Here is an 11,868-nt window from a genome sequence, read left to right as displayed (position 1 = left end):
GAGAACAACCGGCTTCAGATCGTGGCCGGCAACATCGCCACCTACGATGCGGCGCGCGCCCTGATCGATGCGGGCGCGGATGCGGTGAAGGTGGGCATTGGCCCCGGCAGCATCTGCACGACCCGGATCGTCGCGGGCGTCGGCGTGCCTCAGCTGACCGCGGTCATGGAGGCCGCGCGAGCGGCGAAGGCTTCGGGCGCGCCGGTCATCGCCGACGGCGGCATCAAGTATTCGGGTGACCTCGCCAAGGCCATCGCGGCGGGCGCCTCGGTGGCCATGATGGGCTCGATGTTCGCGGGCACGGATGAGAGCCCTGGCGAGGTCTTCCTCTACCAGGGCCGCTCCTACAAGTCGTACCGCGGCATGGGCTCGGTGGGCGCCATGGGCGCGGGCTCGGCTGACCGCTACTTCCAGAAGGAGGTGGAGACCCAGAAGCTCGTGCCCGAAGGCATCGAGGGTCAGACGCCCTACAAGGGTCCGATCGGCCCGGTGATCCACCAGCTGGTGGGCGGCCTGCGCGCCGCCATGGGCTACGTGGGCGCCGCGACCATCGACGAGTTCCAGACGCGCGCGCGCTTCGTGCGCATCACCAACGCCGGCCTTCGCGAGAGCCACGTCCACGACGTGATGATCACGCGCGAGGCGCCGAACTATCGCCAGGGCTGACCGGGGAGGGCGCCATGGAGTTGCTCGAGAACATCAGCTTGCTGAACTGGTTGGGATGGGCGGTGGTCGTGGGCCTGGCCCAGGTGTTCATCACCGCCGCCGCGGTCACGCGCCAGACGGGTCTCGGCTACAACGTCAGCGCCCGGGACGAGCCGCGCCGGATCACCGGCGTGGCCGCGCGCCTCCAGCGGGCCCAGGCCAACTTCATGGAGACCTTTCCGTTCTTTGTGGCGGGCGTGCTGGGCACGCTGATCTCTGGCGCCGAGGACCCGAACGCCCAGCTGGGCGCCATGCTCTATGTCGTCGGCCGGGCGGTCTATGTGCCGCTGTACGCCTTTGGCGTGCCGGTCCTGCGGACCCTTGTCTTCGCCGTCTCGATCTCCGGGCTGGTGATGGTCCTGTCTTCCCTGTTCATCTGAGGCGAGTTTGCGAGACGGCGGGCGGATCACGGCGGCGATAGAGGTCCTCACCGATCTCGAGACCCGGCGCGTCCCGGCCAAGATCGCGCTCAAGGCCTGGTCGGACCGCTCGCGCTTCGCTGGGGCCAAGGACCGGGCCTTCGTCTCGGGCTTGGTTCTGGACGCCCTGCGGCGTCGCCGCTCCCTGGCCTGGCGGATGGGCGAGGACACGCCCCGCGCCGCGGTCCTCGGCGTGCTCGCCTTCGACTGGCGCTGGTCGCCTGACCGGATCGCCGAGGCGGCCGTGGAGGCGCCGCACGGTCCGGGCGCCCTGGGCGAGGCCGAGCGCTCGTCACTGGAGGCGCCGCGCGCGCTGGACGACGCGCCCAATCCCGTGAAGGGCGACTATCCCGACTGGCTCGATCCGCACATGGCGCGGGTGTTCGACGACCTGCGCGGCCTACATGGTCAACATCTGGCGCACCGCGCGCCGGTGGACTTGCGCATCAACACGCTGAAGACCGACCCGGAGCGCGCCATGAAGACGCTCCAGCCGCTCGGCGCCGGACCGGCCGTGGCCGTACCGACCGCCGCGCGTATTCCGGCGCCGGACCCGGCGGTCCGCACCGGCGCGGTCGAGACCATACCGGCCTTCCACAAGGGCTGGTTCGAGGTCCAGGACCTGGGAAGCCAGCTGACAGTGGAGATGGCGGGTGAGATCGCCGGCAAGCAGGTGCTCGATTTCTGCGCCGGCGGCGGCGGCAAGACGCTCGCGCTCGCCGCGCGGATGGGCAACACGGGCCAGCTCTACGCCTATGACGCCGACGCGCGGCGCATGGCCGACATCATTCCGCGCGCCCAGCGGGCGGGGGTGCGCAACCTGCAGGTCCGTTCTCCGGTCGAACTCGACGCGCTGAAGGGTCTGGACGGGCGCATGGACGTGGTCTTCGTCGACGCCCCCTGCACAGGCTCCGGCACCTGGCGGCGGCATCCGGACACCAAGTGGCGGCTGACACCTGAACAGCTCGAGCGCCGCATGGCCGAGCAGGACGCCGTGCTCGACCAGGCCGCGCCCTTCGTGAAGCCCGGCGGGCGGATGGTCTACGTCACCTGCTCGCTGTTCGCCGAGGAGAACGAGGACCGGCTGGCCGCCTTCCTCGAACGCCGTCCCGACTTCACCGCCAAGAATCCGGGCACGCGGTTCACACCGCTGGAAGCCGGAACGGACGGCTACTTCGTCGCCGTCCTCGAGAAATCATCGGAGCCGAAATGACCACCCCCGCCGAGCACCAGGCCGTCCTCATCGTCGACTTCGGCAGCCAGGTGACGCAGCTGATCGCCCGGCGCCTGCGCGAGGCGAACGTCTACTGCGAGATCCATCCCTACGCGAAGGCGGAGGCGGCGCTCCAGGCCATGAGCCCGGCGGCGATCATTCTCTCGGGTGGCCCTGAAAGCGTGCACGAGGAAGGCAGCCCCCGCGCCCCGCAGGCTGTGTTCGACGCGGGCGTGCCGGTGTTGGGCATCTGCTACGGCGAGATGACCATGTGCGAGCAGCTCGGCGGCAAGGTCGAGGGTGGCCATCACCGAGAGTTCGGCCGCGCCGAGATCACCATCCAGAAGGCCTCGCCCCTGCTCGAAGGCCTCGCCGGCGTCGGCGAGGAAGAGACGGTCTGGATGAGCCACGGCGACAAGATCGTCGCCATCCCCGACGGCTTCGAGGTCATCGCCACCTCGCCGGGCTCGCCCTATGCGGTGATCGGCGACGAGAGCCGGCGCCTCTACGGCATCCAGTTCCACCCTGAGGTCATGCACACGCCGCGCGGCGCGGCCATGCTGAAGAACTTCACCCACCGGATCGCGGGCCTGTCCGGCGACTGGACCATGGCCGCCTATCGCGACGAGAAGATCGCCCAGATCCGCGCCCAGGTCGGCGACGCCAAGGTCATCTGCGGCCTTTCGGGCGGCGTGGACTCCTCGGTCGCGGCGGTGCTGATCCACGAGGCCATCGGCGACCAGCTGACCTGCGTCTTCGTCGACACCGGCCTGCTGAGGAAGGACGAGGCCAAGCAGGTCACGACGCTCTTCCGTGAGCACTACAACATCCCGCTTATCCACGTTGATGCGTCGAAGGAATTCCTCGGCGAACTGGCCGGGCAGTCGGACCCCGAGACCAAGCGCAAGACGATCGGCCGGGTCTTCATCGAGATCTTCGACCGCGAGTCCGCCAAGATCGAGGGCACCCAGTTCCTGGCCCAGGGCACCCTCTATCCGGATGTGATCGAGAGCGTCTCGGCGTCCAGCGGCAAGGCCCATGTCATCAAGAGCCACCACAACGTCGGCGGCCTGCCGGACTACATGAAGCTCAAGCTGGTCGAGCCGCTGCGAGAGCTGTTCAAGGACGAGGTGCGGGCGCTGGGCCGCGAGTTGGGGCTGACCGACGCCTTCGTCGGACGCCATCCTTTCCCGGGACCGGGCCTGGCCATCCGCATCCCGGGCGAGATCACGCCGGACGCCGTCGCCACCCTGCAGGAGGCGGATGCCATCTATCTGGACGAGATCCGCAAGGCCGGCCTCTATGACCAGATCTGGCAGGCCTTCGCCGTGCTGCTGCCGGTCAAGACCGTGGGCGTGATGGGCGACGCCCGCACCTACGAGAAGGTCCTCGCGCTCCGCGCCGTCACCTCGACCGACGGCATGACGGCCGACTTCTTCCAGTTCCCCTGGGACGTCCTGGCTCGCACCGCGACCCGCATCATCAACGAGGTCCGGGGCGTAAACCGCGTCGTCTATGACGTGACGTCCAAGCCGCCGGGCACGATCGAGTGGGAATAGGCCTTCGGCCGCAACCATTTCGACGCCTTAAAGGTTTTCCGCCCTGTCTATGCGGAGACCATACATGCGGATTCTCGTCTTCACCGCGGCGTCTGCGGCGCTGCTTATTCCGGGCGCCGCCTTGGCGCAGGATCGTCTGGCGGTCGGCGCCGGGGTCGGCACGACCGGACTTCACGCCGAGGCGCAGTTCCAGGTCACCGACCGGTTCGTCGTGCGTGGGGCCTACGAGACCCTGAACTTCGATCACGACCAGGACGTGGACGACATCAACTACACCGGCGAGGTGGACAGCGACGTCTTCGGCGCCTTCGCCCAGTACCACCCCGGCGGCGGGTCCTTCTTCGTGACCGGCGGGGCCCTGTTCGGAGAGCGAGCGCTCGGACTCGACGCCCAGCCCACCGGCCCGGTGACAGTCGGGGATCAGACCTTCACCCCGGCCCAGGTCGGGCGCCTCGAGGGCGAGGCGGACTTCGGCGACTTCGCCCCGGTCGCCGGGCTGGGTTGGGACAACACCTTCCAGGGCCCCGGCTGGGGCTGGCGCGCCATGGCCGGCGTCGCCATTGGCCAGGAACCAGACGTCTCCCTGGTGTCGGTCGGTGGGACCCTGTCGAACGATCCCACATTGCAGGCCGAGCTCCGCGAGGAGGAAGCCCGCATCGAGGAGGACGCCGACGTCCTGCGCTTCTACCCGATCGTTCAGGTGGCGCTGACGTACCGGTTCTAGATGGGAAAATGGTACGCCCTCTCGGACTCGAACCGAGGACCCTCTGATTAAAAGTTGTATCTCGGCGTGTTTTCCGTCGTTTCCGCGTGATTGCTGACACGCGCTGACCCCTTGTGCGGCTGGAATTCGCGGGTCTAGCGTCGCTTCCACTGATTGCTGGGGACGGCGGTAATTTGCCGCTCATCGGTTCCCTGGCGGTTCCCCGGGGGCCGGCATGCCGAGGCTAACTAAGCGCGTTATCGACAGCCTGGCGTCGTCAGACGCCGAGGCCTTTGTGTGGGACTCAGACGTTCGCGGCTTCGGTGTCCGGGTTAAGCCGAGCGGTACCAAGAGCTTCGTCTTGAAGTACCGCGTGGGGAACGCCACTCGGCGGTTCACGATAGGCAAGGTGGGCAGCCCGTACACCGTGGACGAGGCGCGCGCTCGAGCGGCCGAGCTGCTGCGTGACGTAAAGGCTGGCCTGGACCCGCAAGCGGCGAAGGTAGATGCGCGAAAGGCGCCGACCGTGGCGGAGTTGGCCGATGTCTACTTGGACGAGGGGCCGGCGCATAAGCCAAACAAGAAGGCTTCCTCCTGGGTCCACGACCGATCGGTCCTGACGCGCCACGTCAAACCGCTTCTGGGTCGCAAGGTCGCCCGGGATCTGACGCGTGCGGACATCGCTCGTTTTCAGGCGGACGTGGCGGCGGGCAAGAGCGCCGTCGTGGAGAAGACGAAGGCCCGCGGCAAGGCGATCGTCAGAGGAGGGCACCGGGCAGCGTCCATGGCGACGGTCATCCTCAAGGCTACGCTACAGTTCGCTGTGGAGACCGGCCGGCTGTCGGCCAACCCGGCCAAGGGCGTGTCCCTTTACAAGTCTGAGCGGCGAGAGCGCTTCCTCTGCGATCGGGAGGTGGCCTTCATCGCCCAGGCGGTGAACGAGCTAGAGTCCGAAGGGCGCATCGGCAGCGCGCTGGCCGACGCCATCCGAGTGCTCATGCTGTCCGGATGCCGGAAGTCGGAGGTCCTGGGGTTGCGATGGTCTTGGGTCGACTTCGAGCGTCAGGCGCTACGCCTGCCGGACTCAAAGGTTGGCGCCCGGTCCGTTCCGATTGCCTCAGCTGCGCTCCAGATCATCGATCGCCGGCGAGGCGGTTCGTCTGAGTTCGTCTTTCCGGCTGCCTACGGCGACGGCCCCGCGGTCGGTCTCCAGAGGGCATGGGATCACGTACGAGGGCGCGCCACCTCATTGGCGGTGAAGGCGGCCGAGCAAGGCGGCCACGTGGCCTACAACCTCAGCAATGTCCGGCTGCACGACCTCAGGCACTCGTTTGCCTCGTTCGCCGTCGCCAATGGCTCCAGCTTGTTCCTCTTGGGGAAGGTGCTTGGCCATCGGCAGACGAGCACGACCGAACTTTACAGCCACGTCAACGCTGACCCCGTCTTGGCCGTAGCGGAGCGCACGGCGGCCAAGATCGCGGACGCTATGGCAGCCAGCCACCGTCCAGTGAGTGCGCCCACACCCCTGAAACGGAGAATGAAACATGGCTGAGGAAGAAAAGTTCGAGGAGGCTGACGAGGGCCTGTCCCTGTCAGCGCTGTATGAAGAGTTCGAAGCTGCGACTCGCGCCATGGACGAGGAGCGACCACTGCCTTTTGTCTCCTGGCCTGCCTCCGCCAGCGGACAGGTCGAGGCCTACTACGAGGTGATTGATCCTCTCGTGGATCGGATCATGGCGGTCCGCGCCAGGAATGAGGAGGAGGTGCGGATCAAGGCGAGAGTCGCGGCCTGGCACATGCCTGGGCCGTCAACGGACGATTTTACTCACCGCCACTGGATGGTCATGCAGTCACTCGTGGGCGAACTGCTAGACCAGCCGAACTACGGAGGTGAAGGCCCCTATTCCGGCGATGGCGGGACTATGGCCTTGACGGCGGCATGAAGCTCCACGACTTTGTCTATTGCTAGTGGTTCGGGCACTTCCGAGTACTGGCTCGGGTCCCTGCGATTGGGCGGGGGGCTGAATAGCCTTGAGGCGAACCAAGTATCGGTAAGCCAGGCCTCGCAATTGGGCGAGGCCATCAACGGAGAAACTGCCGCGGGCTGCGTGCTGGCGGGAGGTGTTGGTGGTCTAGTTGTCCTCAGTTGCGAAGGTTGGAAATGCAAGATTCTATCCACGAAAGTCACGGGGCGCAGGCGTCAAGCCTAAGTTCGAAACCTCGCCTTCGTCGCAAGGCGGCCGCAGAGTACCTCCGGACGCGCCACGGTCTTGAGATCGCGCCGGCGACGCTGGCGAAGTGGGCCTGCCTTGGCGTGCCCAGTGGCGAGGCCCCGCCGTTTCAGAGGCTCGGCCGCTTCCCCTACTACGACGTTCAGGAACTGGACGCTTGGGTGGAGCGGCGGCTCGGCCAGCCGGTGACCAACACCTCGCAGCTTACGAGCTAAGCCGTGCTCCGATCTCAGAAGGCTTCGCCAGACGTGCGAAGCCCCGGCGCGCTGGCGGGCGCTACCGGGGCTCAATGTTCGGTTAGGCGGCTCGAACACCACATTTCTACACGCACGGGGATGACTCGTCATGACCGTCGAGCGTGACTTTGAGGCCGAGTTCGAAGCCTTCGCCCTCGAGCTTGGCTCGCGCCGCACCCCATTGCAGCTGCATAACACAGAGAGGCCCAAGCAGCCCGGCACGGTGTTTCTGGCCAACAAGCTTCGCTGGATCGAACAACTGACCCTGGACGCCAGCCTGTCGCGCGGGGCACTTCGGATGGGCCTTCGGTTGTCCTCCTACCTCAACGCCACGACGGGCGAGGCGTGGCCATGCCAAACCACACTCGCCGCGGATTTGGGGGTCTCCAAACGGGCCGTCACTTATGCGGCGGATGAGCTCAAGGCAAAGGGTCACCTGACCTGGACCCGCCCGAACAAGCGGGCCCCAAATCGATACCGGCCGAAGCTGCATGAAGCGAAGCAGGGGTTCCGCTCAAGCGCCGATTTGAGACGCAATCCCCCTGCGCCTCACACACCGGCTTTGAGACGCAAATCTGCGACGCCGACAGAGGAAGCAGAGGTTCGCCCTATACCTTTGAAGGAGTCCTCTGAGGTTCGCTCTCCGAGGAATGATGGTACTGGCACCGTCGTACCAAGACGGCAGCATGGCGGTGAACGCCATGCGGCATGAACGGTCCGGACCGCCGACTGATGACCCCTTTAAGTCGGCCTCCAAACTCTACACAGAGGAGGAGGTGGCCTTGATCGTGCGCGATCGGCTCGCGGCCTGGCTGGAGGCCAATGCCGCCGTCATGAGGGCACGAGCACCAGAGGTGAATGCGCAGCCGGACCGGGGGGCTCCCCAGAAGGTCACGACGCCCCAGATGGCCGCCGGCAAGGCCCAAGTGACGCCGGAGACGATCATTAACTGGTGCCAACGCTACGAGCTGGGAATCAAGACCGGGGGGCGCTGGCGCGTGTACGAGGAGAAGCTGGACGCCTTCCTCAAACTCACGCGCCAAGGCTGATGCACGCTGAGCGCTTCGTTTTTTTCGTTTTCTTCGCTGGAGACGCTCCCGCCGATCACCGAGAATTCCCGTGTTCTCCTTGGACACGGCTGGTGAGAGCCGTGGAGGGGGCGCAGCCGGTTTCCTCGCTCATACCCGGCTGCGCCTCCTCCGAACCACCCGGATCGGATGGAAATGGGAATTATCGACACTTTGAAGAACGCCCTGAAGGCCACGGCGAGCGGCCCGGTTGAGGCGGCGCTCGACAAAGCGCGGCAGGAGGAGACGGAGGCCGGCGCGGCGCTTCAGGCTCTTGTGGACCGGCGCTCGCAAGCCTTGCTCGCTGGCGATGACGCGCTACGGCGCTTCAAGGCGGAGCAAGCCCAGGCCGAAGAGCGCCTAGAGCGGGCGTCCGCCTTCGTCGCGGCTCTCGAGGCTCAACTCACCGACGTGAGGGAGCGGGAGGCCGAGAGCGCTGCGGCGGCCAAGTACAGGGCGGCGAAGAAGCTCAGCGACGCGGCTGCCAGTCGGCTCGCTGAAATCTATCCTCGAGCGGCTCGCGAACTGGCGGACTTGGTGCGCCAATGCGCTGAGGCAGACCTAGCCGTCCAGGAGGCCAACCAGAACCTCCCCGCGGGCAAGGGAGCGCTCCAGGGGCCCGAGAGCCTGTTGCGCGACCTTCCGCCTGAAGAGGCCCGGGTCCTGAAGCGCCGGCGCGTGAAGCGGTGGACCTTCGAGTCGAGCGGTCACCTCATCCCGACCGAACGCGAAGCCGAAATCCAGAGCATCTCTGGCGACAACGCCGTGATCCAGCATGGTGGGCTTACGCCTGGCTCCAGCAAGGTCGTACGCCGGGTGTTCGAAGAGCAAACCGTCGTTCCGGCCCGGCGCCGCGAACGGGGGCCGCGCCTGGCGGAACTGTTCTTGCCCGCGCTTAGAGCGGGCGAACCGCCCTTCTGGTCGCCCGGTCACGAGACCTCCTATCCCGAGTCCATCCTGAGGCGGGTCTCCGAACTGGCGGGCCTTAAGCCGAGACTGCGGCCGGAGGACCAGCCGGAGATCCTTCTCATACCGATCGAGGACCAGGACGAGCCCGACGCCGAACCCGAGCCGGAGGCCGCCTGATGACGACGCGGCGGGCGACTCTCGACTTCAAGACCAGCGGCGCGGCCAGGGGCAAAGTGTGAGGTCGCCGGCCTCGCACCCAGCTATGACCGGGGCCTGACGGCTGGGTTAGCTCGTCCATAAGGCCGTAAAGACAGACCCTACAAGCGGCGCTCTGTCTGTCAGGGCGATCTCCGGAGCGACCCACATCCGAGCTGCGAGTATCGAAAAGGACCAAAGAAACGACGCGCTCCTCAGGAGCAACAGCGCTCGTTCTCTCGCACCCCGTGCGGTTGCTTGGCTATGGAGGGTTTCTCCCAGTGCCAGTCGGTCCGGGGCCAAGATCAGGCCCGGCTCATGCCGACTAACGTGCTGTTAGATCTAGGGTCCTTCCCAAGCTGCTCGAACACGTCGCTACCGGTAGGACGTGCGTGCGAGTCGTGGCGGGAGAAGTCGCCTATCGCTCTCCTAGCAATTGCTTCACGATGGTTGCCCCGAGAGAGGCTCTACCCATGCCAGAGATATTTGGAACAGACGAGGATGACATCCTTTACGGGACGCCGGACGGTGAAGACATATTTGGTTATGGCGGGAACGACATCATATATGGGAGGGGTGGGCCGGATAGTATTTTCGGCGGATCCGGTGACGACATCATCCGTCTTGCGTGGGGAAATCCAGTATCAACTACACGCGGTAATATAGATGGCGGTTCAGGCACTGATGTATTGGACCTGTCCGGTGCCGGCACTACCTATTTCGCCGCCCCCATGGGCTTTGGTCGGTCCGAGATTTACGTAGGGGGGCAGAGTTATATTGTCGTGAACATCGAACGCTGGGTTCTCAGCGGCGGCGGCGATGTTGTCGGGCTAGATACAATTGGAGCCCCAACCTGGGTGGACGGGGGCGCGGGCGACGACCAAATTATCGGCGGCGCTAATGCAGCCACGATTCTTGGCGGCGCCGGCAACGATGTCTTGGCTAGCGGCGGCCGGGCCGACCGCCTGTTTGGCGGCGAGGGCGATGATGCCCTGTACGTCTCCAAAGACGGGAGAATGGGCGGCTACAGAGCAATTGAGATGTTCGGCGGCGATGGAGACGATATCGTCTACTACAATGAATTTACTCTTCCCCACGAGCATCGGGTCTATCCTGAGATAGACCTCGCACTTTTGAGCGGGGATTCTGGTGTCGATGCCCTCGTTTGCTTAAATGAGCCGACTAATGTCAATTTGTTGGCTGGGCAACTAGAGAGAACATTCTACAACTACGAAACCCGCGCGATAGAAATCCGGGCAGTCGCCCGAATAAATGGGTTCGAGAATGCGCATACTGCTGCCGGCGACCTAATTGGCGACGGGGGCTCTAACCGTCTTTCCTTAGACGGCTTTGGCTCCGTGTGGGGCGGGGATGGGGACGACATTATCGTAGGCGGGGCAGGTGCTAACAATCTTTTTGGCGGTGCCGAAAACGACATAATCGAAGGTGGTTTCGGAGATGATGTGATTGACGGCGGAGAGGGCATCGACACTGTCACATTCCAGTCGTGGCGGCCCCCTGTCGAATCGTTGCCCTCCGTGGCGGTCACTATAAACCTCCTTCTGCAAGTATCACAAAGCTCCGTCTCCGGTTTTGATACGCTCCGGGATGTGGAAAATGTCATCGGCACAGCGTTTGCCGATGTTATCATCGGAGACGCTGAGGCTAACATCTTGTACGGGATGACGGGAAACGACCGCATTGAGGGCGGCGAAGGCGACGATGTCCTCGAAGGGGGCGGAGGCTCGGACTTTATTCAAGGAGGCTCAGGTGCTGACACCCTTGATGGGGGCGAGGGCATAGACACCGCATCATATTGGAACTCGTCCGCAGGCGTTACGGTCAATCTCCAGACCGGCAGCGGCCTGGGCGGCGACGCGGACGGCGACGTTCTATTCGGAATCGAGAACCTAGACGGCTCATCGTTCAACGACTTGCTGGTCGGGAATGCGCACGCGAACACGCTTCGCGGTGGTCTCGGTGACGACACGCTTCGTGGAGGCCTCGGCGACGACGTCCTCGACGGCGGCGCGGGCCTGGACGTAGCTGTCTTCTCCGGCCTGCGCGGGGCTTACACGATCACCTATTCCGGCGGTTCGATCTTCGTGACGGACCCGGACGGGTCCGGCGAACTCCGCAACGTCGAGGCGCTGCAGTTCTCCAATGGGACCTTCGACGTCGTGAACGGCGTGGTTTCCGCCGATGCGCGGCGAGACCTTGCGGGAGGGCAGAGCAACGACAACCTGAACGGCGGCGGATCCAACGACACGCTTCGCGGCTACGGCGGCAACGACACCCTGCGCGGCATGGGCGGCGACGACCTGCTCGACGGAGGTTCGGGTTCGGACACGATGCGGGGCGGCTCGGGCAACGACGTCTATGAGGTGGATTCCGGGGGCGACCAGACGCTCGAGCTTTTGGGCGAGGGGGTTGATACGGTCCGCAGTTCGGTGAACCGGACGCTGGGGGATCACCTGGAGAACCTGGTGTTGCTGGGGTCTGCGGTGAACGGCTACGGCAACGGGCTGGCCAACCAGATCACGGGGTCGGACGCGAACAACTTCCTGTATGGCCGGGCCGGGAACGACACGGTCTCGGGCGGCCTGGGCGACGACCGCCTGTTCGGCGACG

General features: G+C 65.4%; 12 protein-coding genes. All 12 read left to right on the top strand.

The window, feature by feature from the left end:
- On the top strand, window positions 1–666 hold a 666-nt coding region (locus tag Q0M60_RS08485), incomplete at its 5' end, for an IMP dehydrogenase (RefSeq protein ID WP_296818246.1).
- A 14-nt stretch (window positions 667–680) separates the two neighbouring features.
- A complete protein-coding gene (locus Q0M60_RS08480; RefSeq protein ID WP_296818244.1) occupies window positions 681–1,085 on the top strand; it encodes an MAPEG family protein in 405 nt (134 codons plus the stop codon).
- Between the two features lie 7 nt (window positions 1,086–1,092).
- Entirely contained in the window at window positions 1,093–2,337 is a 1,245-nt protein-coding gene (locus tag Q0M60_RS08475; RefSeq protein ID WP_296818243.1) for an RsmB/NOP family class I SAM-dependent RNA methyltransferase, read from the top strand.
- Window positions 2,334–3,896 carry a glutamine-hydrolyzing GMP synthase gene (guaA, locus tag Q0M60_RS08470; protein WP_296818240.1) on the top strand — a complete coding sequence of 521 codons (1,563 nt, stop codon included), beginning with the start codon at window positions 2,334–2,336 and terminating at the stop codon, window positions 3,894–3,896. Before Q0M60_RS08475 ends, guaA begins: the two co-directional genes overlap by 4 nt.
- Window positions 3,897–3,960: 64 nt before the next feature.
- Entirely contained in the window at window positions 3,961–4,620 is a 660-nt protein-coding gene (locus tag Q0M60_RS08465) for a hypothetical protein (RefSeq protein ID WP_296818238.1), read from the top strand.
- A 214-nt stretch (window positions 4,621–4,834) separates the two neighbouring features.
- Window positions 4,835–6,151: a site-specific integrase gene (locus tag Q0M60_RS08460; RefSeq protein ID WP_296818236.1), complete on the top strand. Its 1,317-nt coding sequence runs from the start codon at window positions 4,835–4,837 to the stop codon at window positions 6,149–6,151.
- The gene (locus Q0M60_RS08455; RefSeq protein WP_296818234.1) at window positions 6,144–6,542 is read left to right on the top strand and encodes a hypothetical protein; all 399 of its coding nucleotides are present in this window, start codon (window positions 6,144–6,146) and stop codon (window positions 6,540–6,542) included. Before Q0M60_RS08460 ends, Q0M60_RS08455 begins: the two co-directional genes overlap by 8 nt.
- Before the next feature lie 371 nt (window positions 6,543–6,913).
- Window positions 6,914–7,045, top strand: a complete 132-nt coding sequence (locus Q0M60_RS08450) for a hypothetical protein (protein WP_296818232.1) — start codon at window positions 6,914–6,916, stop codon at window positions 7,043–7,045.
- A gap of 130 nt (window positions 7,046–7,175) precedes the next feature.
- Window positions 7,176–7,778 (top strand): helix-turn-helix domain-containing protein, encoded by a 603-nt coding sequence (locus Q0M60_RS08445; RefSeq protein ID WP_296818230.1) that lies wholly within the window; start codon window positions 7,176–7,178, stop codon window positions 7,776–7,778.
- On the top strand, window positions 7,753–8,115 hold the full coding sequence (locus tag Q0M60_RS08440; RefSeq protein ID WP_296818228.1) for a hypothetical protein: 363 nt from the start codon (window positions 7,753–7,755) through the stop codon (window positions 8,113–8,115). The genes Q0M60_RS08445 and Q0M60_RS08440 overlap by 26 nt, the downstream gene beginning before the upstream one ends.
- A 168-nt stretch (window positions 8,116–8,283) precedes the next feature.
- Window positions 8,284–9,219 (top strand): hypothetical protein, encoded by a 936-nt coding sequence (locus Q0M60_RS08435; protein ID WP_296818226.1) that lies wholly within the window; start codon window positions 8,284–8,286, stop codon window positions 9,217–9,219.
- Between the two features lie 491 nt (window positions 9,220–9,710).
- The coding region (locus tag Q0M60_RS08430) for a calcium-binding protein (RefSeq protein ID WP_296818224.1) at window positions 9,711–11,868 on the top strand (2,158 nt) is incomplete at its 3' end.

It is taken from the genome of Brevundimonas sp., from assembly GCF_024711105.1.
In the GTDB taxonomy this organism is placed as follows: Bacteria; Pseudomonadota; Alphaproteobacteria; order Caulobacterales; family Caulobacteraceae; genus Brevundimonas.
The sequence above is the reverse complement of the archived record's forward strand: the minus strand, read 5'-3'. Positions and strand labels throughout refer to the sequence as shown.